Consider the following 21,926-nt stretch of genomic DNA (forward strand, 5'->3'; position numbering starts at 1 on the left):
TCTATTCACGTTGCGCTGCGCCTCGTCGTCTTTGTTGCGGTGCAGCATGGGCTCAAGTATAGGCAGCTGAAATCTCCGGGCAAGAGGTTTTTGTTGCTTTGCAGCAATTTAGAAGAGGCTTTCTAAAACAGGCCGGCCGCCCTTGAAAGCCGATGGCGACCATGGGTGTCGCGCAGTCGCCTGGAGCCGGCCAAGGCCGCTGGCAGAATCTCGCGCGATGACGACGCCCGCCTCTCCCAGCCCCAAGCCCGTGCCGCAGCCGCGCGCCAGCTACCCCGTCTTCCGCAGCATTCCCACGCGCTGGATGGACAACGACATGTACGGCCACGTCAACAACGTCGTCTACTACAGCTGGTTCGATACGGCGGTGAATGCGCTGCTGATCGAGCGCGGCGCCCTCGACATCCACCAGGGCTCGACCATCGGCTTCGTGGTCGAGACCCAGTGCAACTACTTCGCGCCGCTGGCCTTCCCGCAGACCGTGGAGGCCGGCATCCGCGTGGCGCAGGCCGGGCGGTCCAGCGTGCGCTACGAGGTCGGCCTGTTCGCGCAGGGTGCCGACACCGCGGCGGCCCAGGGGCATTTCGTGCATGTCTACGTCGACCGCACGACCCAGCGGCCGGTGCCGCTGCCCGATGCGCTGCAGCGCGTGGTCGATTCGCTGCGGGCCTGAGCCCCCAAGAGAAACGGCGCCCCTGGGGGCGCCGTCGTTGCGAGGTCGGAGACGCGGCTTACTTCTTGGCCATCGCCTTGATGTCGGCCTTGCCCTTGTCCTCGTCGGCCTTGGCCTGCTTCACGCAGGCGGACTTGGCATCGCCGGTCTGGTCGTCGCACTTTTCCTTCGCGACTTCATAGGTGGCCTTCACCTTTTCCTCGGCCACCTTGCGCGCGTTGCTGTCGCTGGGCTTGAACTGCTGCTCGAGCTCGGCCTTGGCAACGTTCTCCTTGCCCTTGGCTTCCTTCTGGCAGACGTCCTTGGCGTTGTCCTTCAGCGTGTCGCACTGGGTCTTGGCGACCTTGTAGTCGGCCTCGATCTTTTCCTTGGCGACCTTGTGCTCGTCCTTGTTCATCTGGGCGCCGGCCTGGGTGGCGACGAAGCAGGTGGAGGCGAGCGCGAGCATGAGCAGATGTTTCTTCATTTTGGAGTTCTCCTGGTCGATGGATGAGGGAGGGGGGGCGTCAGGACACCCGTCAGTAGCGTTCGAACCAGAGCGCGTCGGGCGTGCGGCCGTCGCGCGATTCCCAGTCCTTGACCTGCTTCTCGGCCTCGTCGCGGCTGATGCCGTGGCGTTCCTGGATGCGGCCCAGCAGCTGGTCGCGCTTGCCGGCGATGACGTCGAAGTCGTCGTCGGTCAGCTTGCCCCATTGCTCCTTGACCTTGCCCTTGAGCTGCTTCCAGTTGCCTTCGATGGTGTCCTTGTTCATGCGAATCTCCTTGAGAGGTTGATTCGGCGGGTCATTTCGCCGCCGTGAAAACACTGTCTCCAGGCGCATTCACCCCAGCGGTAGGACGTGCTGGGCAGGGTCCGTAGGCACAGGCCGACGGGGGCCGTGATAATCGAGCGATGCCCGCGAAAACTCCGGGCCGGGACGACAGAGAGACAACGCGCGCCGCACCATGATCATTCACAGCCTGCTCGACACCGACCTCTACAAGTTCACCATGATGCAGGTCGTGCTGCATCACTTCCCGGGGGCGCGCGTCGAGTACCGCTTCAAGTGCCGCAACCCCGGCGTGGACCTCGCGCAGTTCGCGAGCCAGATCCGCGAGGAGGTGCGCAGCCTCTGCTCGCTGCAGTTCCGCGATGCCGAGCTGGCCTACCTGCGCTCGATGCGCTTCATCAAGAGCGACTTCATCGACTTCCTCGGCCTGTTCCGGCTCAACGAGAAGTACATCAACATCATTCCCCAGCCCTCGGGCGAACTCGAGATCCGCATCCAGGGCCCGTGGCTGCACACCATCCTGTTCGAGATCCCGGTGCTGGCGATCGTCAACGAGGTCTATTTCCGCAACACGCAGAAGCGCCCCGACCTTGACGAGGGCCGCCGCCGCCTCGAGACCAAGATCGCCCAGCTGCAGGAAGCCGGCCTCGGCGACCTCAAGATCGCCGACTACGGCACGCGCCGCCGCTTCTCGAAGGACTGGCACGAGGAAGTGCTGCGCACCCTCAACGCGCGCCTGGGCGCCGTGACCTCGCCACCCTCGGCCTCGCAGCCCGGCGGCCGGCTGCCGCAGCTCGCGGGCACCAGCAACGTGCTCTACGCGATGAAGCTGGGCCTGATCCCGCTGGGCACCATGGCGCACGAATACCTGCAGGCCTGCCAGGCGCTGGGCCCGCGGCTGCGCGACAGCCAGATCTTCGGTTTCGAGAGCTGGGCGCGCGAGTACCGCGGCGACCTGGGCATCGCGTTGTCCGACGTCTACGGCATGAGCGCCTTCCTGCGCGACTTCGACCTGTACTTCTGCAAGCTCTTCGACGGCGCGCGCCACGACAGCGGCGATCCGTTCCACTGGGGCGAGCGCATGATCGCGCACTACCTCGCGAACCGCGTCGACCCGCGCACCAAGACGCTGATCTTCAGCGACGGCCTCACGGTGCCGCGCACCATCGAGCTCTACCAGCAGTTCCGCGGCCGCTGCCAGCTGGCCTTCGGCATCGGCACCAACCTCACCAACGACCTGGGCTACGAGCCGCTGCAGATCGTGATCAAGATGATCCGCTGCAACGACCAGCCGGTCGCCAAGCTCTCGGACACCCCGTCGAAGAACATGTGCGAGGACGAGAAATACCTGGCCTATCTGCGCCAGGTGTTCGAGATCGAGCAGCCTGCCGCCTGATGCGGGTTCACGCGGTCCGCCGCGGGGCCCGGCTCTGGTACGGTACGGCCCCATGAAAAAATCGATGCGTCTCGTGGCGGCGATGGTGCCGCTGCTCGTTGCCGGGCCGGCCTTGGCCGCGGATTTCGACGGCGGCTCGCTGTCGCCGCTGTGGGGCGTGCCGTTCGCGGGGATCCTGCTCTCGATCGCGCTGATGCCGCTGCTGGCGCCGTCCTTCTGGCACCACCACTACGGCAAGGTCTCCGCGGCCTGGGCGCTGGCCTTCCTGCTGCCCTTCGCGGCGCTGCACGGCCCGGCGCTCGCGGGCACGCAGCTCATGCATGCGCTGGTGGCCGAGTACATCCCGTTCATCGTGCTGCTGACCGCGCTGTTCACGGTGGCCGGCGGCATCCACATCCGCGGCAACCTGCACGGGGCGCCGGGCCTGAACACCGCCATCCTCGCGATCGGCGCGGTGCTCGCGAGCTTCATGGGCACCACGGGCGCGTCGATGCTGCTGATCCGGCCGCTGATCCGCGCCAACGACAACCGCGTGCACCGGGTCCACGTGGTCGTGTTCTTCATCTTCATCGTCTCGAACGTGGGCGGCTCGCTCACGCCGCTGGGCGATCCGCCGCTGTTCCTCGGCTTCCTCAAGGGCGTGGACTTCTTCTGGACCGCGCGCAACATCCTGCCCGACACGATGTTCGTGCTCGGCGTGCTGCTGGTCCTGTTCTACCTGATCGACCGCCACTACTACCGCAAGGAAGGCATCCTGCCGGTCGACCCCACGCCCGACACGCCCGGCATCGGCTTCGACGGCGCCGCCAACTTCTGGCTGCTCGCGGGCGTGGTGGCGCTGGTGCTCATGAGCGGCTTCTGGAAGTCGGGCGTGCGCTTCGACGTGGCCGGCACCGAGGTCGGCCTGCCGGGCCTGCTGCGCGATGTCGGCCTGATCGCGATCACGCTGGTCTCGCTGAAGATCACGGCGAAGTCGGTGCACCAGGCCAACCAGTTCGAATGGGGCCCGATGGCCGAGGTCGCCAAGCTGTTCGCGGGCATCTTCCTGACCATCATCCCGGTGATCGCGATGCTCAAGGCCGGCACGCAGGGACCGTTCGGCGCCGTCGTCTCGGCGGTCACGCGGCCCGACGGCCAGCCCGACCCGGCGATGTACTTCTGGGCCACGGGCGCGCTCAGTTCCTTCCTCGACAACGCGCCGACCTACCTGGTGTTCTTCAACACCGCGGGCGGCGATCCCGCGGCGCTGATGACCACCTACGCGACCACGCTCGCGGCCATCTCGGCCGGCGCGGTCTTCATGGGCGCCAACACCTACATCGGCAACGCGCCCAACCTGATGGTCAAGGCCATCGCCGAGAGTCGCGGCGTGCGCATGCCGAGCTTCTTCGGCTACATGGCCTGGTCGATGGCCATCCTGCTGCCGCTGTTCGTCCTCACCACCTTCCTCTTCTTCCGCTAGCGAGACAAGCCCATGAGCAAGCCCAAGATCCTGGTCGCCCGCGCGATCTTCCCCGAGACCCTCGAGCGCCTGGCGCAGCATTTCGAGATCGAGTCGAACCAGTCCGACGAGAGCTGGACCAGGGAGCAGCTCGCCGCGAAGCTGCAGGGCAAGCAGGGCGCCTTCACCACCGGCAGCGAGCGCATCGACGCGGCGCTGCTCGATGCCTGCCCCGACCTGAAGATCTGCGCCAACATGGCCGTGGGCTACAACAACTTCGACGTCGACGCGATGGCCGCGCGCGGCGTGGTCGGCACCAACGCGCCCGACGTGCTGACCGAGACCACCGCCGACTTCGGCTTCGCGCTGCTGATGGCCACCGCGCGCCGCATCGCCGAGAGCGAGCATTTCCTGCGCGCCGGCAAGTGGCAGAAGTGGAGCTACGACATGTTCGCGGGCTCCGACATCCACGGCGCCACGCTGGGCATCATCGGCATGGGCCGCATCGGGCAGGGCATCGCGAAGCGCGGCGCGCACGGCTTCGGCATGAAGGTGATCTATCACAACCGTTCGCGACTCGACGCCTCGCTCGAGGCCGAGTGCAAGGCCACCTACGCGAGCAAGGAAGAGCTGCTCAAGAGCGCCGACCACGTGGTGCTGGTGGTGCCGTACTCGGCCGCCTCGCACCACACCATCGGCGCCGCCGAACTCGCGCTGATGAAGCCCACCGCCACCCTGGTGAACATCGCGCGCGGCGGCATCGTCGACGACGCGGCGCTGGCCGTGGCGCTGCGCGACAAGCGCATCGCCGCCGCGGGGCTCGACGTGTTCGAGGGCGAGCCCAAGGTCCATCCCGACCTGCTGACCGTGCCCAACGTCGTGCTCACGCCGCACATTGCGAGCGCCACGGTGCCCACGCGCAAGGCCATGGCCGGGCTCGCGGCCGACAACCTGATCGCCTTCTTCGGCGGCAAGGGCCCATTGACGCCGGTCACGCCGGTCACGCCCGTGGCCGCCAGGTAAGCGCCGAACGAAAAAGAAAGAAAGCGCCCCGCGATCCCCTTGGAACTCACCGATCTGCTTCTTCTCGCCCTGGCGGCCGTGGCCGCCATCCAGCTCGTGCTCCTCGTCTGGCTGCTCGCCCGCCGGCAGCCACCGCCCGATCATGGCGAGCTGCTCGCCGCCCACGCGCGCACCGAGCGCGAGCTGCGCCGCGAGATCGCCGAGAGTTCGCGTGGCGCGCGACAGGAGACGGCGCAGGCCTTCGCCACCTTCCAGCAGTCGCTGGTGATGCAGGGCGCCGAGGCCACGCGCACGCAGAACGCCCAGCTCGACGCCTTCGCGCTGCAGCTCGCCGCGCTGCAGAACACGCTGGCCTCGCAGCTGCAGGGCCTGTCCGAATCGAACGCGCGCCGCCTCGCCGAGGTGCGCGCCACGATGGAGAGCCAGCTCACCCAGCTGCAGCAGGGCAATGCCGCCAAGCTCGACGAGATGCGCAAGGTCGTCGACGAGAAGCTGCAGAGCACGCTCGAGGCGCGCCTCGGCGAGAGCTTCCGGCAGGTGGCCGAGCGGCTCGAGCAGGTGCACAAGGGGCTGGGCGAGATGCAGACGCTGGCGGTCGGCGTCGGCAGCCTGCAGCGCGTGCTGACCAACGTGAAGACGCGCGGCATCTTCGGCGAGGTGCAGCTCGAGGCGCTGCTCGAGCAGGTGCTCACGCCCGAGCAGTACGCGCGCCAGGTCGAGACCAAGCCGCGCAGCGGGCAGCGGGTGGACTTCGCGATCCGCTTCCCGGGCCGCGGCGACGAGGGCGCGCCGGTCTGGCTGCCGATCGACGCGAAGTTTCCGCGCGACGACTACGAGCGCCTGATCGAGGCCCACGAGCAGGCCGACGCGGGTGCCGCCGAGCTCGCCGCCAAGGCGCTCGAGGCGCGCATCCGCGCCGAGGCCAGGTCCATCGCCGAGAGCTACCTCGCGGCGCCGCACACCACCGATTTCGCGATCCTCTTCCTGCCGGTCGAGAGCCTCTATGCCGAAGTGCTGCGGCGTCCGGGCCTGATGGACGCGATCCAGCGCCAGTACCGCGTGACCTTGGCCGGGCCGACCACCTTGCTCGCGATGCTCAACAGCCTGCACATGGGCTTTCGCACGCTGGCGCTCGAGCGCCAGGCCTCCGAGGTCTGGAAGGTGCTGGGCGCGGTCAAGACCGAGTTCGAGCGCTATGGCGAGTGGGTCGAGCGCGTGAAGGAACAGGTGGCCAAGGCCTCCGACACGCTCGACAAGGCCGACACGCGCGCCAAACAGATGCGCCTGGCGCTGCGCAAGGTCGAGGCGCTGCCCGAGGGCCAGGCGCAGGCGTTGCTGCCGCCGCTGGCCGCGGGCGCCGAAGGCATCGACGCCGACCCCGACACCGGCGGCAAGCCGTGAAGGGCAGCGAACTGCTGCGCGTCATCGGCGCGCAGGTCTGCCTCCACGCCACCATGGCCGGCATGCGGCTGGCCACGCCGCTGCTGGCGCTGCAGCAGGGCTACAGCGCGGCCGCGGTCGGCGTGCTGATCGCGCTGTTCGCGCTGACCCAGGTCTTCCTCGCGCTGCCGGCCGGGCGTTTCGCCGACCGCCACGGCTTCAAGCGGCCGCTGCTGCTGTCGGTGATCGCGGCCTCGCTGGGCGCGGGGCTGGTCTGGGCGTTCCCGGTCTTTCCGGCCATGTGCGTGGCGGCGCTGCTGACAGGTGGCGCCACCGGCGCGACCGTGATCGCGCTGCAGCGCCACGTCGGCCGCTCGGCCACCACGCCGACCGAGCTCAAGCGGGTGTTCAGCTGGCTCGCGATCGCGCCCGCGGTGGCGAACTTCGTCGGCCCGTTCCTGGCCGGGCTGCTGATCGACCATGCGGGCCGCGCGGCGGCCGACATGCTGGCCTTCCGCGTCTGCTTCGCCGCCATGGCGCTGCTGCCGGTGCTGTGCTGGCTGATGGCGCGCGGCGCCCACGAGCCGCCGCCCACGCCGCCGCCGCCCGGTGCCGCGCGCACGCGCGCCTGGGACCTGCTGCGCGAACCCATGTTCCGCCGCCTGCTGTTCGTGAACTGGCTGCAGTCCTCGAGCTGGGACGTGCATGCCTTCGTGCTGCCGGTGCTCGGGCACGAGCGCGGCATCAGCGCCTCGGTGATCGGCTCGATCCTCGGCGCCTTCGCGATCGCGGCGGCCGTCATCCGCATCGTGTTGCCGGCGATCGCCTCGCGCGCTTCCGAGCGCAGCGTGATCTTCGTTTCGACCCTGGTCACGGTTGGCGTCTTCCTGGTCTATCCGCTGCTGCCTTCGGCCCTGAGCATGGGCGTCTGTTCGGTGGTGCTGGGCTTCGCGCTCGGCGCGGTGCAGCCGATGGTGATGAGCATGCTGCACCAGATCACGCCGCACAGCCGCCATGGCGAGGCGCTGGGGCTGCGGCTGATGACCATCAATGCCTCGAGCGTGGCGATGCCGATGCTGTTCGGCTCGCTGGGCGCGCTGATCGGCATCGGCGGCGTGTTCTGGGTCGTGGGCGGGGTGGTGGCGCTCGGCGCGCGCGCGACCTGGGGCCTGAAGGTGCGGGAGGAGGGGGCCTGAACGGTCCCGAAGCCACTGCCGCTTCCAGGAAACCCTGATCCAAATAAGATCAATTCTCATCTGATTGACAAGTTAGTGACTTGAAGTCAGTATCACCGCCTCCTCAACGAATCCCGAAGGCGGTCCCATGGACTCCCCATCCCGGGCGGCGATCGACGATCCGCGCCGCCGGCTCGCGCTCGTCGCCGCGGTCTATCTCGGCAGCTTCATCGCCACGCTCGACGTGAGCATCGTCAACGTCGCGTTGCCCACCCTGCAGCGCGCGCTCGCCACCGACCTCGCGGGCCTGCAGTGGGTGATCGACATCTACGCGCTGTGCCTGTCGGCCTTCATGCTCTCGGCCGGGCCGCTGGGCGACCGCTACGGCCGCAAGCGCGCCTGGCTGGCCGGCGTGGTGGTGTTCACCATCGGCTCGGCGATGTGCGCCATGGCCGGCACCCTGAGCACGCTGCTGGCCGGCCGCGCGGTGCAGGGCATCGCGGGCGCGCTGCTGATCCCGGGCGCGCTGTCGATCCTGGCCCATGCCTTTCCCGAGCCGGCGAGCCGCGCGCGCGTGATCGGCGGCTGGTCCTCGTTCACCGCCATCTCGCTGATCCTCGGGCCGATGCTCGGCGGCCTGCTGGTGGACCACACGGGCTGGCAGAGCATCTTCCTGATCAACCTGCCGATCGGCCTGCTGACCGTGGGCCTGGGGCTCTGGGGCATCCGCGAGACTTCGCACCCCGAGCATGCGGCGCTCGATCCGGCCGGGCAGGTGCTCAGCGTGCTGTGGCTGGGCGCGCTGACCTTCGGGCTGATTGCGGCCGGCGAGCACGGCTGGCTGTCGGGGCGCACCACGGTGTCGCTGGCGCTGGCGGCGCTCGGGCTGGTGCTGTTCCTGGCGGTGGAGGCGCGCGTGCAGCGGCCGCTGCTGCCGCTGGGGCTGTTCCGGGACGCGCGCTTCTCGGTCACCAACTTCGCGTCCTTCGTGCTGGGCTTCTCGGCCTACGCGAGCCTGTTCTTCTTCTCGCTGTTCCTGCAGCAGGTGCAGGGCTGGTCGGCCACCGACACCGGCTGGCGCATGGTGCCGCAGTTCGTCGCGACCGGCATCGTGTCCTCGCAGTTCGGCCGGCTGTCGCGGCGCCACGGCGTCCACGCGTTGATGGTGGCGGGCTACGGCCTGATCGGCGCCGCGATGCTCGCGATGACGCTGCTGGCGGCCGACACGCCCTACGTGGTGCTCGCACTGCTGTTCGTGGTGCTCGGCGCCGGCACGGGGCTGGCGGTGCCGGCCACCAGCACGGCGGTGATCGCCTCGGTGCCGGCGCAGCGCTCGGGCATGGCCTCGGCCACGATGAATGCGCTGCGCCAGGCCGGCATGCTGATCGGCATCGCGCTGCTCGGCACCTTGATGAGCAGCCGCGCCACCGCGCTGCTGGCCACCGCGCTCGAGCACGGCGGCCTGTCGGCGGCGCGCGCGCAGGAGATGGCGGTGGCCGCCGTGGCGCGGCACGACACCGCCGCGCTCGGCGCGCTCGATCCGTCGCTGGCCCATGGCCTGGTGTCGGGTGCGCTGGCCGGCGGCTTCCATGCGGCCGTGGCCTGTGCCGGGCTGGCCGGCCTGCTGGCGGCCGGGCTGCTGCTCGGCGTCAGGCCGCGCACCGCCGCGCTGCCGGCCCGCGCCTGAGGTCTTCGTTCCATGCCCGCCGCGCGCGTGCCGCTGCGCCTGTCCGCGCGTCGCCTTCCCGTTCTTCGTTCCCGGACTGTCGTCAAGGAGTTGTCCATGATCCATCACGAGCTCGGCCAGTGGCCGCTGGTCATCAGCGTGTCTTCGGGCTTGCAGACCCTCGAGGACATGCAGGTCTTCACCGAGGACTGGAACCGCTGGCTCGACCGTGGCGAGCCTTTTGCTTCGCTGCGCGTGTTCGCCGACGCCGACGCGCTGGTGCATCCCGAAGGCAGCGCGCAGAGCGCGAAGCAGTGGCTGCAGGCGCGCGGCGCCGACATCCGGCGCCATATGATGGGAATGGCCAGCGTGGTGCCGCCCGATCAATACGAGAAAATCCGCAAGATGAATGTCGAGAAGCTCTTCGGCGTGCCGGCCGACACCTTCGCGCGCACCGACGAGGCCATCGCCTGGCTCGGCGAGCGCGTGCTGGGGCCGCGCGGCCTGGCGCTCGACGCGGCCGCGGTGAACGCGGCCATCGCGGCGGCACGTGCCGCCGCAGCCACAACCTGAGGAACCGAATGACGACGGGGCGCCGCACCACCACTTCTTCCACGCCCGATGCGGCGGACCCGCCTGCGGCTCCCGAAACGGCCGAGCCGCGCCGCCGCGTCAAGGCCCCCGAAACCCGCGCCGTGGCGCTGATGGATGCGGCCGAGCGGCTGTTCATCGAGAAGGGCATCGCCACCACCAGCATCGACGACATCGCGGCCGGCGCGCAGGTGGCCAAGGGCACCTTCTACCTGTACTTCCCGTCGAAGGAGGCGCTGCTGGGCGCGCTGCAGCAGCGCTTCGTCGACAGCTTCTGCGCGCGGCTGCAGGAGGCGATGGACCGCCACCGTCCCGAGGACCACCATGGCCGCATCAAGGCGTGGGTCGAGACCGGGCTCGCGACCTACCTCGACAACGTCGCGCTGCACGACGTGGTGTTCCACGAATACCGGCCCGAGGACCGGCGCATGCGCAACGACAACGCGGTCATCACGCAACTGGTCGGCCTGCTCAGGCATGGCGACGCGGCCGGCGTGTGGGAGGTCGAGGACCCGACGCTCACGGCCGTGATCCTGTTCAACGCGCTGCATGGCGTGGCCGACGATGCCGTGGCCATGGGACTCGCCATCGGCCCGGGCCCCGAGCGGCGTCGGCGCGCCAAGGCGCTCACGCGCTTCTTCGAGCACGCGCTGCGGCCCGATGACGACGACGATGAGGACGAGGCCGCCTAGCTCCTGAGGCGCGGCGGCCCGCGCCGGCTCAAAGCTTGTAGAAGCGCTTGATCGCGTCCCACGCGTCCTCGGGCGCGTCCACGTACTCGAAGAGCCTGACGTCGCCGGGCGAGATCACGCCTTCGTCGACCAGGAAGTCGAAGTCGATCAGGCGCTTCCAGTAGTCCGAGCCGAACAGCACGATCGGCACCGGCTTCGACTTGCGCGTCTGCACCAGCGTGATCACCTCGAACAGTTCGTCGAGCGTGCCGAAGCCGCCCGGGAACGCCACCAGCGCCTTCGCACGCATCATGAAATGCATCTTGCGGATCGCGAAGTAGTGGAACTTGAAGCTCAGCGCGGGCGTGACGTAGGGATTGGCCGCCTCCTCCATCGGCAGCGCGATGGCCAGGCCGACCGACAGGCCGCCGGCCTCGTGCGCGCCGCGGTTGGCCGCCTGCATGATGCCGGGACCGCCGCCGGTGCAGATGAAGAGCTTGTCCTGCGGCTCCTTGTTCTCGCTGTGGCGCGCGACCAGCTTGCCGAAGGTGCGCGCCTTCTCGTAGTAGTGCGAGCTGCGCGCCAGCCGGCGCCAGCGCTCGGCCGCGGCGGTGTCGCCGGCCTTGTCGGCCTCGGCGATCAGCGCGGCGGCTTCTTCCTCGCTGCGAAAGCGCGCGCTGCCGAAGACCACGATGGTGTTCTCGATGCCGTGGGCGCGCTGCTCGATGTCGGGCTTCATCAGCTCGAGCTGCATGCGCACGCCGCGGGTTTCGCGGCGCAGCAGGAACTCGGGGTCGGCGAAGGCGATGCGCGAGGGATCGGGGTCGAGCGGCAGCCCATGGTCGGCATGGGCCTGGAGCGTGGCCCAGGCATCGGCGAGGCGCTTGTCGTGGAGGTCGTGCGTGCTGTTGGTCATAGGAATGGGATTGTGCGGCGCGGGATTCGTTGCGTGCGGCGGTGCGCAAAGACAAAAGGCTCCTTGCGGAGCCTCTTGCGGGTGGTGGTCAGCCGGGGAAAGCGTCGCTCAGACGCGCTTGCGGTATTCGCCGGTGCGCGTGTCGATTTCGATGCGGTCGCCTTGCGAGACGAACAGCGGCACGGGCACTTCGAAGCCGGTGGCGATCTTGGCGGGCTTGAGCACCTTGCCCGAGGTGTCGCCCTTGACGGCCGGCTCGGTCCAGGTGATTTCGCGCTCGACGCTGGTCGGCAGTTCGACCGAGATCGCCTTGCCGTCGTAGAACACCACTTCGACGGCCATGCCGTCCTCGAGGTAGTTCAGGGCGTCGCCCATGTTCTCGGCTTCGACTTCGTACTGGTTGTAGTCGGCGTCCATGCAGACATACATCGGGTCGGCGAAGTAGGAGTACGTGCACTCCTTCTTGTCCAGCACGATCTGGTCGATCTTGTCGTCGGCCTTGAAGACCACTTCGGTGTTGAAGTTGGCGATCAGGCTCTTCATCTTCATGCGCACGGTGGCGCTGTTGCGGCCGCCGCGGCTGTATTCGGTCTTGAGCACGACCATCGGATCCTTGCCGTGCATGATGACGTTGCCGGCGCGGATTTCTTGAGCGATTTTCATATCAGGGTCTCTGGATGTAAGCCGCTCGGTGCGCGGGGCTTCCAGAATCCGGGCAGGAATGCCGGTTGGAAAAAGCCCCGCGGTACATGTCCCGCGGCAGGTTCAGCGGAGTGCATCTCGAACCCCCAGGAAGTTCCCAGGATCCGGGCCGAAATCCGCAAAGCCCACTATTTTAGCTTTTTCCGGCGACGAAATGCTGCAGCTGGGTCACGAGATCGTCTTGCGCGAGCAGGCGCTCGCGCCCCTGGGTCACCGCAAGGCGCCATTCCTCGCCGATGTCGGCCAGCGACAGGGCCGTGTTGCCGAAGCCGTTCCAGGCGTGGTGGAAGCGCCGCATCGAGGCCGGCGCTTCCAGCCAGTCGAGCCAGGCGTCGAGCTTCACGTGATGTGCGTCGTCGTCCTGCGCATAGATCTGCCAGACCAGCGGCGCGCCGGCCCAGAGAGCGCGCACCAGCGAGTCCTCGCCGCGCACGAAGTTCAGGTCGCAGGCCCAGAGCAGATGGTCGAAATCGGGCTGGTCGAGGTGCGGCAGGTATGAAATCGATAGCGCACTCGCCTGGCCGGGAGCGCGTTCGAGCCATGGCGCGCTCGAAAGACAGGCCTCGACGGCCGCGGTCGCGCGGCCGGGTGTCACGAGCAGCCGGGTCGGCGTGCCGTCATCGGCCAGTTGGGCCAGCAGCGCGGCCAGGGCCGGCGGCTCGTAGCAGAACAGCGACACCAGCCGCTCGCCTTCGTTCCAGGGCAACTGCCGTCGAGCCAGCCAGGCAGCGCGATCGAAGGCCGCGCGCCGCCGCGCCAGGTTCGGTTCGCGCAGCAGGCCGCCGGTGGCCGGTGTGAAGCCTGGATAGAAGAAGCGCTTGGTGAGCCCGGCGCCCGGTTCCCTGAAGACCGGCGAGGGCAGGCCATGCAGCCGCTCCACATAGGGTTCGGCCGAGAGGTATTCGAGATTGATCCAGGCGCGCGGGGTGCCGTCGACGGCCGAGGCTTCGGCGAAGCGCGCGATCAGTTCGGGCGCCGGGTCGCAGCCGAAGGCCTCGATCAGCACCCGCGGCGCCGGCTCGGCCGCGGCCGCGCTCACCGCCGCCGGGTCGCTCCAGTCGATCACGCGCACGCCCGCGCAGCCTTCCGGTGCCATCCAGGCCAGCGCGCTGGCGTCGTCGACCCAGAGCCGCACCCGTTCGCCAAGACCGGCGAGCTGGCGCGCGAGCCGCCAGCACACGCCGAGGTCCCCATGGTTGTCGATGACCTTGCAGAAGATGTCCCAGTCGCGTTGCATGGCCGCGAGTGTGCACCTTGTGCCTTTCTTCTGAATGGCTCTCGCGCGGGGCCGTCGCTATGCTGGCCGCGCACCACAACCACAACGGAGAGAGCGAATGAGCCTGAAGAAGATCCGCGCCCGACACCCCGGCGCCGCCTTGCCCGCGACCTCGCGACTGCGCAGCTTGCGCAGCGCGCTGGCCCTGTCCCTCGCGCTCGGCGGCCTCGCCACGGCGGGCGCCCAGACGCTCACGCCGCAGCAGCAGCGCTTCCGCGAGATCTACAAGGAGCTCATCGAGATCAACACCACCCACTCGGTGGGCGACAACACGCAGGCCGCGCGCGCGATGGAAAAGCGCCTGGTCGAGTCGGGCTTCGCGCCCGCGGACATCCAGATCCTCGAACCCTTCCCCAAGAAGGGCAACCTCGTGATGCGCTTCAAGGGCGACGGCTCGAAGAAGCCGTTGCTGCTGCTGGCCCACATCGACGTGGTCGAGGCCCGGCGCGAGGACTGGAAGACCGACCCGTTCAAGCTGCAGGAGTCGGGCGGCTACTTCACGGCGCGCGGCTCCATCGACGACAAGGCGATGGCCTCGGCGCTGGTGTCGGTGCTCGGGCAACTGAAGCAGGAGGGCTTCAAGCCCCGCCGCGACATCATCCTTGCGCTCACGGCCGACGAGGAGCGCGGCGATGCACTGAGCAACGGCGCCTTCTGGCTCATCAACAACAAGCCCGAGCTGCTGCAGGCAGAGTTCGGCATCAACGAGGGCGGCGGCGGCGAACTGCGCAACGGCAAGCCGAACCTGCACCGGCTGCAGGTGGCCGAGAAGATGTACACCACCTACATGCTCGAGGCGCGCGACGTCGGTGGCCACAGCTCGGTACCGACCAAGAACAACCCGATCTACGCGCTGTCGGCCGGCCTGGAGCGGCTCGGCAACTACGCCTTTCCGATCAAGCTCGCCGACGTCACGAAGACCTATTTCGCGCGCAGCGCGCCCTTCGCCACCGGCCAGCTGGCCGAGGACATGCGCGCCATCGGCACCGGCAACCCCGATTCCGGCGTGCTCGAGCGCATGACGGCCAACCCGGCCTACAACGCCCAGCTGCGCACCACCTGCGTGGCGACCATGGTGCAGGCCGGCCATGCCGAGAACGCGCTGCCGCAGTCGGCCAAGGCCACGGTCAACTGCCGCATCCTGCCGCACGACGATCCGGAGGAGGTCGAGCGCCTGCTGACCCAGGCCGTGGGCAACGACAAGATCGTGGTGCGCAACCTCGGCAAGCCGCTGCGCAGCCCGGCGTCGCCGCTGCAGGGCGACCTGGTGAAGACGGTGGAACGGCTGACCGAGCAGATGTGGCCGGGCGTGCCGGTGATTCCCGCGATGAGCACGGGCGCCACCGACAGCCGCTTCCTGCGCAATGCCGGCATTCCGATGTACGGCGTGACCGGCATGTTCCTCGAGCCTTCGGATGCGCGCGCCCACGGGCTGGACGAGCGCATCGAGATCCAGCGGCTCTACGACGGGCGCGAGTTCCTCTACCGGCTGGTGAGCGAACTCGCGAAGTAGGCGCCGCCGGGTTTCGGACCCCGGATCAGGGCGTGAAGGTATCGCCGAGCACGATGCCTTCGCGCCGCGGATCGGCGCCGCCCGTGAGCACTGGCTGGCCACCGACGTTGGTGCGGATGATGGTGCTGATGCCGCTGGACTGGGCGCCGAAGTTGACCGTGTGGCCGAGCGCGCGCAGGCCGGCGATCAGCGGATCGTTGTTGCCCGAGTTCGAGGTGTCGATGGCGGGGTGTTCGCCGCCCACGTTGGTGGTCACGCTGTTGGTGGCGCCGAAGTCGACCAGCGAGGTCGCCTGTTGCGCATCGAGGCCCCAGTCGAGCGCGCCGACCACGGTCTTCACCACGTACTGGATGATCGTGCCGCCGCCCGGCGAGCCGGTGCCCATCACGAACTCGCCCATGCTGCCGTCGGTGTTCTTCTTGAATACCAGGGTCGGCGCCATCGTGCTGCGCGGACGTTTGCCCGGGGCGACGCGGTTGGCGACCTTGATGCTCGGGTCGGTGGTGTCGTTCGGGTTGGCCGAGAAGTCGGTCAGCTGGTTGTTCAGCATGAAGCCCTGCGTCATGTGGAACGAGCCCAGCGTGCTCTCGACCGTGGTCGTCATCGTCACCACGTTGCCCTGCTTGTCGACCACGGTGAAGTGGGTGGTGCCGTGCTCCTCGGTCTTGTCGATGCCCAGCGGCACGCTGCCGAGGTCGCCGGCCGCGGCCACGCCCATGCTCTTGGACAGGCTGATCAGGCTGGCCCGCTTCTGCAGGTACGGCTTGTTGAGCATCGTGTCGGCCGAGCCGCCGGGCAGCGGGATGAAGTCGGTGTCGGCCACGTACTTGTCGCGGTCGGCGTAGGCCAGGCGTTCGGCCTCGCTCACCAGGTGCACGCCCATCACCGTCGGCTTGCCGCCCTCGATGTCGATGGAGGTCGGCTTGTAGAGACTCATGTTGAAGGTCTCGAGGATGCCGAGCGCCTGCACCACGGCGATGCCGCCCGAGGAGGGCGGCGACATGCTGCAGACGTAGTAGTCGCGGTAGGTGCCGCAGACGGGGTCGCGGCGCTTGGCGACGTAGCTGGCCATGTCGGCCATGGTCGTCACGCCGGGCGTGATGGCCGAGCCGTCGTTGGCCGCGGTGGTGATGCCGATCTTGTCGACGATCGCCTGCGCGATGGGGCCGGTGTAGAACGCGTTGGCGCCTTCGTTGGCGAGCGTGGTCAGCGTCTTGGCGTAGGCCGGGTTCTTGAGCCGGGTGCCCAGCGCCTTCGGCGTGCCGTCGGCGTTGAAGAAATAGGCCGTCGCGTCGGCGTCGCGCTTGAGGCTGGATGCCGACGAGGAGATCGCGGCCGCCATGCGGCCACCGATCGGGAAGCCGTCGGAGGCCAGCGTGATGCCGTAGCCGAACAGGTCCTTCCAGGGCAGCTTGCCATGGTCCTTGTAGGCGATGTCGAGCATGCGCACCGCGCCCGGCGTGCCGATCGAGCGGCCGCTGGCGCGTGCACTGGGCACGGGGGCTCCGCCGGCGGGATTGGTCTGCACGGCATAGCGCAGGTAGTTCTCGGTGGCCGCGGCGGGCGCCATCTCGCGTCCGTCGTAGGCCTGTACCTTCTTGGTCTTCGCGTCGTAGTGCAGCATGAAGGCGCCGCCGCCCAGGCCGCTGGACTGCGGTTCGACCAGGCCCAGCACCACCTGCACCGCCACCGCGGCGTCGACCGCGCTGCCGCCGGCCTTGAGGATGTCGCAGCCCGCGCGCGTGGCCAGCGGATGGTTGGCCACCACCATGTAGTTCTTTGCGTAGACCAGCTTGTGGCCGACCACGTAGCCCGAGGCCGGTTCGGGTGCCGCCGGATCGCCCGGATCGCCCGAGCCCACCGTCACCTGGGTGCCGCTGTCGCCGATCAGGCAGCCCTTGTCGGCTGCGGGCGGGGGCGGCGGGGGGGGATTGTTGGCCGCGTTGATGGCGGCGATCGTCGCGACCAGTGCTGCGTTGTCCTGTCCGCCGCCGCCACCGCCGCAGCCAGCCACCGTCAATGCCAGCGCCAGGGGCGAGAGCGCCCACCAGGCGCGCGACTGGATCTTCTTCGTCATGGAGAGAGTTTCCCGAGTAGTTGTGTTGAAACGAGACGGGCGCTCCTCGCGCCCGCATCCATCATGAGCACATTTCGTTCCAGCCACCTCGGGGTTTGCTCGCAGGTGCGCCATGACGTCGGTCGCCGCGCGCCACAATAGCCGCCATGTCAGACGTGCATTCCGATCAACTGCTCAGCGAAGTGGCCGCCCTGCCGCAGCTGCCGGGCGTCTACCGCTACTTCGACGCGGCGGGCGCCGTGCTCTACGTGGGCAAGGCGCGCAACCTCAAGAAGCGGGTCGCCAACTACTTCCAGAAGAGCCATGGCGGCACGCGCATCGGCCACATGATCTCCAAGATCGCGCGCATGGAGACCACCGTGGTGCGCTCCGAGGCCGAGGCGCTGCTGCTCGAGAACAACCTCATCAAGACGCTCAAGCCGCGCTACAACATCCTGTTTCGCGACGACAAGAGCTATCCCTATCTCAAGATCGCCTCGCACCAGTTTCCGCGGCTGGCCTACTACCGCGGCGCGGTTGACAAGAAGCACCGCTACTTCGGGCCGTACCCGAGCGCCTGGGCCGTCAAGGAGTCGATCCAGCTGCTGCAGAAGGTGTTCAAGCTGCGCACCTGCGAGGACACGGTCTACGCCAACCGCACCCGGCCGTGCCTGCTCTACCAGATCAAGCGCTGCACCGGTCCCTGCGTGGGCCACATCTCGACCGAGGCCTATGCGCAGGACGTGGCGAGCGCCGAGGCCTTCCTGCGCGGCGACACGCAGCTCGTGCTCAGCAAGCTCGAGCAGCGCATGACCTCGCACGCCGAGAAGCTGGAGTTCGAGCAGGCCGCCGAGCTGCGCAACCAGATGTCGGCGATCTCGCGCGTGCTGCACCAGCAGTCGATCGAGATCGCCTCCGACAAGGACGTGGACATCCTCGCCGTCAAGGTGCAGGGCGGCAAGGCCTGCGTGAACCTGGCGATGGTGCGCGGCGGCCGCCACCTGGGCGACCGGGCCTACTTCCCGGTGCATGTCGAGGACGCCTCGCAGATGCACCACGGCGAGCTCGACAACGACGAGGGCGAGGGCGCGCCTCCCGCCGCCACCGATTCGGTGGAGGTGCAGGTGCTCGAGGCCTTCATCGCGCAGCACTACATCGACGTGCCGGTGCCGGCCACGCTGGTGCTCAGCGAAACCGTGGGCCGCGAACTGATCGAGGCGATGTCGCTGCAGTCGGGCACGCGCGTGACGGCCGTGTTCCAGCCGCGCGAGCAGCGCCGCCACTGGCTCGAGATGGCCGAGAAGAATGCCAGCCTGCAGCTGGCGCGGTTGCTGGCGGAGGAAGGTTCGCAGCAGGCCCGCACCCGCGCGCTGGCCGATGCGCTCGAGCTCGCGAGCGAGGACCTCGACAACTTCCGCGTCGAGTGCTTCGACATCTCGCACACCGCGGGCGAGGCCACGCAGGCCTCGTGCGTGGTGTTCGAGCACCACGCGATGCAGAACAAGGAATACCGCCGCTACAACATCGACGGCATCACGCCCGGCGACGACTATGCGGCGATGCGCCAGGTGCTGCACCGGCGCTACGGCAAGCTGGCCGAGGCGATGGCCGCCGAGACCGAGGCGCTGCCGCCCGGCGATGCCGAGAGCGAAGGCGCCGAGGGCGTCGAGGTTGCGGCGGCGCCGGCGCGGGCCCGGGACGCGCGCATGCCGGAGCTGGTGCTGGTCGACGGTGGCAAGGGCCAGGTGTCGATGGCGCGCGAGGTGTTCAGCGAGCTCGGCCTGCCGCTGTCGCTGATCGTCGGCGTCGAGAAGGGCGAGGGCCGCAAGGTCGGCCTCGAGGAACTGGTGTTCGCCGACGGCCGCGAGAAGGTCTACCTGGGCAAGGATTCGGCGGCGCTGATGCTGGTGGCCCAGATCCGCGACGAGGCGCACCGCTTCGCCATCACCGGCATGCGCGCCAAGCGCGCCAAGGTGCGCGTGGGCGGCAGCCAGCTCGAGGACATCCCGGGCATCGGCCCGAAGCGCCGGGCCCGGCTGCTGCAGCGCTTCGGCGGCATCCGCGGCGTGGCGGCGGCGAGCGTGGAGGACATCGCCTCGGTCGAGGGCATCGCCTTCGACCTGGCCGAGGAAATCTACCGTGCGCTGCACTGAACATGCCGGCGCGGGAACGGGGCGCCGGCACGGCTTTGCCCCCGTTCTCGAATCCATCGTTTTCGCGTGACACAATCGAGCGCATGTTCTGGACCCTGCCGACCATCATGACCTGGACGCGCATCGTCGCGATCCCCCTGATCGTCGGTGTGTTCTACCTGCCCATCGCCGACCCGATGCGCAACGTGATCGCCACGGTCATGTTCATCGTGTTCGCGGCCACCGACTGGCTCGACGGCTTCCTGGCGCGCAAGCTCAACCAGACCTCGGCCTTCGGCGCCTTCCTCGATCCGGTGGCCGACAAGTTCCTGGTCTGCGCCTCGCTGCTGGTGCTGGTGCACCTGAACCGGGCCGACGTGTTCGTGGCGCTGATCATCATCGGCCGCGAGATCGCGATCTCGGCGCTGCGCGAATGGATGGCTCAGATCGGCGCCAGCAAGAGCGTGGCGGTGCACATGATCGGCAAGGTCAAGACGACGGTGCAGATGGTGGCGATCCCGTTCCTGCTCTACGACGGGCAGTTGTTCGGCTTCATCGACACCGGCCTGTGGGGCCAGTGGCTGATCTGGGTCTCCGCCGTGCTCACCGTGTGGTCGATGGTCTATTACCTGCAAAAGGCCATTCCCGAGATCCGGGCCCGGGCCAAATGAGCGCCGCCTCGGCCCGCGAGGCGGGCTGGTTGCGGGCCATGCCGGCGGTCTTCGTGCTGATCTGGAGCACGGGCTTCATCGTCGCGCGCTACGGCATGCCGCATGCGCCGCCCTTCAAGTTCCTGGCCGTGCGCTTCGTGCTCTCGTTCCTCTGCTTCGGCCTGTGGGTCGCGCTGGCGCGCGTGGCGTGGCCTTCGACCCGGGCGCAGTGGGGGCACCTCGCGGTCACGGGCATCCTGATGCAGGCCGGCTACCTCGGTGGCGTCTGGGCCGCGGTGCGCGCTGGCATGGGCTCGGGGCTGGTCGCGCTGTTGGTCGGCATCCAGCCGGTGCTGACCGCGATCTGGATGTCCTTCAACGGCGGGCGCGTGTCGCCGCGGCAATGGCTGGGTCTGGCGCTGGGCTTCGCGGGGCTGGTGCTGGTCGTGTGGCGCAAGCTGGGCGATGGCTCGGAGGTCAATGCCGCGACCATGAGCCTCGCGCTCATGGCGCTGGTGTCGATCACCGCGGGCACGCTCTATCAGAAGCGCTTCGTCGCACCCTGCGACGTGCGCAGCGCCAGCGCGGTGCAGATGGCGGCGGCCGTGGTCGCGACCCTGCCGTTCGCGCTGCTCGAGCCCGAGGCCATCGCGTGGAATGCGCATTCGATCGGCGCGATGGCCTGGTCGGTGCTCGCGCTCTCGCTGGGTGGCAGCTCGCTGCTCTATATATTGATCCAGCGTGGCACCGCGACCGCGGTCACGAGCCTGCTCTACCTGGTGCCGCCTTGCACCGCCCTCATGGCCTGGCTGCTGTTCCGCGAGCAGATCACGCCGGCCACGCTGCTGGGCACCGCGCTCACGGCGGTGGGTGTGAGCCTGGTGGTGCGCGCGGCCCGCTGAAGCGCGCGGGGCCTTCGTCTAGCGCGCTGGCTTCCAGGGTTCGCCGCGAAAGCGCTCGGCCAGGTGGTCGACCAAGAGCCGCACCCGCCGCGGCGTCTTCGGCCGCCAGGGCGCGATCCAGTGGATGTCGGCATCGGGCATCGCGTACTGCGGCAGCACCCGCACCAGCGCGCCCGAAGCCAGTTGCGGCGCGATGTCCCAGAGGCTGCGCAGCATGATCCCGTGGCCCGCCAGGCACCAGTCGCGCACCATCTCGCCCGAGTTGCTCGACAGCGGGCCCCGCACCCGCACGCGCGCCGTGCTGCCGTCGCGGCCATGCCGCAGCGACCACAGCGCGTATTCCTGCCGGTGGATCTCGCCGTTCTCGCGCGCGACCAGGCAGTCGTGCGCGGCCAGCGCATCGACGCTGGCCGGCGTGCCGCGGCGCGCGAGGTAGGAGGGCGCGGCCGCCAGCACGCGCTGGTTGCGCGCGATGCGGCGCGAGACCCAGTCCGAGGCATGGCGCTGCTGCACCGCCCAGAGCCACAGCGCGCCGTCGTAGCCTTCGGCGCCGAGGTCGGGCAGGCGTTCGGTCAGTTGCAGCTCGATGCGCAGGCCTGGATGGCCGGCCTGGAATTCCGCAAGCGCGGGGCCGAGCCAGCGTCGGCCGAAGCCGAAGGTGGCGGCCAGCCGCACCGCGCCCGTGAGTTCGTTCTGGCGCTCGCCGAGTTCGCCCTCGAGCGCGGCGAAGCCTTCGAGCAGCTGCTTCGCATGCCGGCACACGGCCTCGCCCTCGGCCGTGACGCTGAGCCGCCGCGTGGTGCGGTCGAACAGCCGCTGGCCCAGCCGCGCCTCTAGCGCGCCGAGCCGCTTGGTGACCACCGAGGGCACGACGTCGAGCGCGCCGGCCGCGCCCGCGAGGCTGCCGTGTTCGCGGATGGCGAGCGCCAATGCCAGGTCGGCGCGCTCCAGTGCCAATGAATTCATGCCAGAACGGAAAGTATGAATTGGCCG

At 68.9% G+C, this 21,926-nt stretch carries 20 protein-coding genes; 13 read left to right on the top strand and 7 right to left on the bottom strand.

What is annotated here, in order from left to right; translation table 11 throughout:
* The first annotated feature begins 217 nt into the window (after positions 1-217).
* Entirely contained in the window at positions 218-673 is a 456-nt protein-coding gene (locus tag ACODT0_RS12845; protein ID WP_296728265.1) for an acyl-CoA thioesterase, read from the top strand.
* 58 nt (positions 674-731) lie between these two features.
* Here ACODT0_RS12845 and ACODT0_RS12850 read toward each other — a convergent pair whose 3' ends face one another.
* Both ACODT0_RS12850 and ACODT0_RS12855 read right to left on the bottom strand, forming a co-directional pair.
* On the bottom strand, positions 732-1,139 hold the full coding sequence (locus tag ACODT0_RS12850) for a hypothetical protein (RefSeq protein WP_057590416.1): 408 nt from the start codon (positions 1,137-1,139) through the stop codon (positions 732-734).
* Positions 1,140-1,191: 52 nt separating this feature from the next.
* Positions 1,192-1,425: a CsbD family protein gene (locus tag ACODT0_RS12855; protein ID WP_057590415.1), complete on the bottom strand. Its 234-nt coding sequence runs from the start codon at positions 1,423-1,425 to the stop codon at positions 1,192-1,194.
* A gap of 193 nt (positions 1,426-1,618) precedes the next feature.
* Here ACODT0_RS12855 and pncB point away from each other — a divergent pair, with 193 nt between their 5' ends.
* The 8 genes from pncB to ACODT0_RS12895 all read left to right on the top strand — a co-directional run bounded on the left by pncB (position 1,619) and on the right by ACODT0_RS12895 (position 10,807).
* On the top strand, positions 1,619-2,839 hold the full coding sequence (pncB, locus tag ACODT0_RS12860; RefSeq protein ID WP_057590414.1) for a nicotinate phosphoribosyltransferase: 1,221 nt from the start codon (positions 1,619-1,621) through the stop codon (positions 2,837-2,839).
* Between the two features lie 52 nt (positions 2,840-2,891).
* A complete protein-coding gene (locus tag ACODT0_RS12865; protein ID WP_489041440.1) occupies positions 2,892-4,301 on the top strand; it encodes a sodium:proton antiporter in 1,410 nt (469 codons plus the stop codon).
* 12 nt (positions 4,302-4,313) lie between these two features.
* The gene (locus tag ACODT0_RS12870) at positions 4,314-5,303 is read left to right on the top strand and encodes a 2-hydroxyacid dehydrogenase (protein ID WP_413763969.1); all 990 of its coding nucleotides are present in this window, start codon (positions 4,314-4,316) and stop codon (positions 5,301-5,303) included.
* A gap of 39 nt (positions 5,304-5,342) precedes the next feature.
* Positions 5,343-6,704, top strand: a complete 1,362-nt coding sequence (locus ACODT0_RS12875; protein ID WP_489041441.1) for a DNA recombination protein RmuC — start codon at positions 5,343-5,345, stop codon at positions 6,702-6,704.
* Positions 6,701-7,879 carry an MFS transporter gene (locus tag ACODT0_RS12880; RefSeq protein ID WP_057590410.1) on the top strand — a complete coding sequence of 393 codons (1,179 nt, stop codon included), beginning with the start codon at positions 6,701-6,703 and terminating at the stop codon, positions 7,877-7,879. Before ACODT0_RS12875 ends, ACODT0_RS12880 begins: the two co-directional genes overlap by 4 nt.
* 127 nt (positions 7,880-8,006) lie before the next feature.
* Positions 8,007-9,545, top strand: a complete 1,539-nt coding sequence (locus ACODT0_RS12885; protein ID WP_489041442.1) for an MFS transporter — start codon at positions 8,007-8,009, stop codon at positions 9,543-9,545.
* 96 nt (positions 9,546-9,641) lie between these two features.
* Positions 9,642-10,097, top strand: coding sequence for a hypothetical protein (locus ACODT0_RS12890; RefSeq protein WP_057590408.1), 456 nt, complete (start codon positions 9,642-9,644; stop codon positions 10,095-10,097).
* Between the two features lie 8 nt (positions 10,098-10,105).
* Positions 10,106-10,807 carry a TetR/AcrR family transcriptional regulator gene (locus ACODT0_RS12895; protein WP_489041443.1) on the top strand — a complete coding sequence of 234 codons (702 nt, stop codon included), beginning with the start codon at positions 10,106-10,108 and terminating at the stop codon, positions 10,805-10,807.
* 28 nt (positions 10,808-10,835) lie between these two features.
* Here the strand turns inward: ACODT0_RS12895 and ACODT0_RS12900 are convergent, their stop codons facing one another.
* The 3 genes from ACODT0_RS12900 to earP form a co-directional block, all read right to left on the bottom strand.
* The gene (locus ACODT0_RS12900) at positions 10,836-11,702 is read right to left on the bottom strand and encodes an LOG family protein (RefSeq protein ID WP_057590406.1); all 867 of its coding nucleotides are present in this window, start codon (positions 11,700-11,702) and stop codon (positions 10,836-10,838) included.
* A 108-nt stretch (positions 11,703-11,810) separates the two neighbouring features.
* Positions 11,811-12,365 (bottom strand): elongation factor P, encoded by a 555-nt coding sequence (gene efp, locus ACODT0_RS12905; protein ID WP_057590405.1) that lies wholly within the window; start codon positions 12,363-12,365, stop codon positions 11,811-11,813.
* 172 nt (positions 12,366-12,537) lie between these two features.
* The gene (earP, locus tag ACODT0_RS12910) at positions 12,538-13,641 is read right to left on the bottom strand and encodes an elongation factor P maturation arginine rhamnosyltransferase EarP (protein WP_489041444.1); all 1,104 of its coding nucleotides are present in this window, start codon (positions 13,639-13,641) and stop codon (positions 12,538-12,540) included.
* A 97-nt stretch (positions 13,642-13,738) separates the two neighbouring features.
* Between earP and ACODT0_RS12915 the strand changes: the two genes are divergently transcribed.
* The gene (locus ACODT0_RS12915; protein WP_489041445.1) at positions 13,739-15,193 is read left to right on the top strand and encodes a M20/M25/M40 family metallo-hydrolase; all 1,455 of its coding nucleotides are present in this window, start codon (positions 13,739-13,741) and stop codon (positions 15,191-15,193) included.
* A gap of 25 nt (positions 15,194-15,218) precedes the next feature.
* Here the strand turns inward: ACODT0_RS12915 and ggt are convergent, their stop codons facing one another.
* Entirely contained in the window at positions 15,219-17,270 is a 2,052-nt protein-coding gene (gene ggt, locus ACODT0_RS12920) for a gamma-glutamyltransferase (protein WP_489041446.1), read from the bottom strand.
* Between the two features lie 146 nt (positions 17,271-17,416).
* On the opposite strand from ggt, the gene uvrC reads away from it, so the two are divergent.
* The 3 genes from uvrC to ACODT0_RS12935 all read left to right on the top strand — a co-directional run bounded on the left by uvrC (position 17,417) and on the right by ACODT0_RS12935 (position 20,933).
* Positions 17,417-19,402 (top strand): excinuclease ABC subunit UvrC, encoded by a 1,986-nt coding sequence (gene uvrC, locus ACODT0_RS12925; RefSeq protein ID WP_489041447.1) that lies wholly within the window; start codon positions 17,417-17,419, stop codon positions 19,400-19,402.
* An 83-nt stretch (positions 19,403-19,485) separates the two neighbouring features.
* Positions 19,486-20,052: a CDP-diacylglycerol--glycerol-3-phosphate 3-phosphatidyltransferase gene (pgsA, locus tag ACODT0_RS12930; protein ID WP_057590401.1), complete on the top strand. Its 567-nt coding sequence runs from the start codon at positions 19,486-19,488 to the stop codon at positions 20,050-20,052.
* Complete coding sequence (locus tag ACODT0_RS12935) at positions 20,049-20,933, top strand: DMT family transporter (RefSeq protein ID WP_261213641.1); 885 nt, start codon at positions 20,049-20,051, stop codon at positions 20,931-20,933. Before pgsA ends, ACODT0_RS12935 begins: the two co-directional genes overlap by 4 nt.
* Before the next feature lie 18 nt (positions 20,934-20,951).
* On the opposite strand, the gene ACODT0_RS12940 is transcribed toward ACODT0_RS12935, so the two are convergent.
* Positions 20,952-21,899, bottom strand: coding sequence for a LysR family transcriptional regulator (locus tag ACODT0_RS12940; protein ID WP_489041448.1), 948 nt, complete (start codon positions 21,897-21,899; stop codon positions 20,952-20,954).
* Between the last annotated feature and the right edge of the window lie 27 nt (positions 21,900-21,926).

The organism is Variovorax sp. FG153 (genome assembly GCF_057809595.1).

What these genes read in the sequence shown, in the direction of transcription:
- ACODT0_RS12845 (WP_296728265.1), top strand. Translation starts at nt 218, where the DNA reads ATGACGACGCCCGCCTCTCCCAGCCCCAAGCCCGTGCCGCAGCCGCGC.
- ACODT0_RS12850 (WP_057590416.1), bottom strand. Translation starts at nt 1,139, where the DNA reads ATGAAGAAACATCTGCTCATGCTCGCGCTCGCCTCCACCTGCTTCGTC.
- ACODT0_RS12855 (WP_057590415.1), bottom strand. Translation starts at nt 1,425, where the DNA reads ATGAACAAGGACACCATCGAAGGCAACTGGAAGCAGCTCAAGGGCAAG.
- pncB (WP_057590414.1), top strand. Translation starts at nt 1,619, where the DNA reads ATGATCATTCACAGCCTGCTCGACACCGACCTCTACAAGTTCACCATG.
- ACODT0_RS12865 (WP_489041440.1), top strand. Translation starts at nt 2,892, where the DNA reads ATGAAAAAATCGATGCGTCTCGTGGCGGCGATGGTGCCGCTGCTCGTT.
- ACODT0_RS12870 (WP_413763969.1), top strand. Translation starts at nt 4,314, where the DNA reads ATGAGCAAGCCCAAGATCCTGGTCGCCCGCGCGATCTTCCCCGAGACC.
- ACODT0_RS12885 (WP_489041442.1), top strand. Translation starts at nt 8,007, where the DNA reads ATGGACTCCCCATCCCGGGCGGCGATCGACGATCCGCGCCGCCGGCTC.
- ACODT0_RS12890 (WP_057590408.1), top strand. Translation starts at nt 9,642, where the DNA reads ATGATCCATCACGAGCTCGGCCAGTGGCCGCTGGTCATCAGCGTGTCT.
- ACODT0_RS12895 (WP_489041443.1), top strand. Translation starts at nt 10,106, where the DNA reads ATGACGACGGGGCGCCGCACCACCACTTCTTCCACGCCCGATGCGGCG.
- ACODT0_RS12900 (WP_057590406.1), bottom strand. Translation starts at nt 11,702, where the DNA reads ATGACCAACAGCACGCACGACCTCCACGACAAGCGCCTCGCCGATGCC.
- efp (WP_057590405.1), bottom strand. Translation starts at nt 12,365, where the DNA reads ATGAAAATCGCTCAAGAAATCCGCGCCGGCAACGTCATCATGCACGGC.
- earP (WP_489041444.1), bottom strand. Translation starts at nt 13,641, where the DNA reads ATGCAACGCGACTGGGACATCTTCTGCAAGGTCATCGACAACCATGGG.
- ACODT0_RS12915 (WP_489041445.1), top strand. Translation starts at nt 13,739, where the DNA reads ATGAGCCTGAAGAAGATCCGCGCCCGACACCCCGGCGCCGCCTTGCCC.
- ggt (WP_489041446.1), bottom strand. Translation starts at nt 17,270, where the DNA reads ATGACGAAGAAGATCCAGTCGCGCGCCTGGTGGGCGCTCTCGCCCCTG.
- uvrC (WP_489041447.1), top strand. Translation starts at nt 17,417, where the DNA reads ATGTCAGACGTGCATTCCGATCAACTGCTCAGCGAAGTGGCCGCCCTG.
- pgsA (WP_057590401.1), top strand. Translation starts at nt 19,486, where the DNA reads ATGTTCTGGACCCTGCCGACCATCATGACCTGGACGCGCATCGTCGCG.
- ACODT0_RS12935 (WP_261213641.1), top strand. Translation starts at nt 20,049, where the DNA reads ATGAGCGCCGCCTCGGCCCGCGAGGCGGGCTGGTTGCGGGCCATGCCG.
- ACODT0_RS12940 (WP_489041448.1), bottom strand. Translation starts at nt 21,899, where the DNA reads ATGAATTCATTGGCACTGGAGCGCGCCGACCTGGCATTGGCGCTCGCC.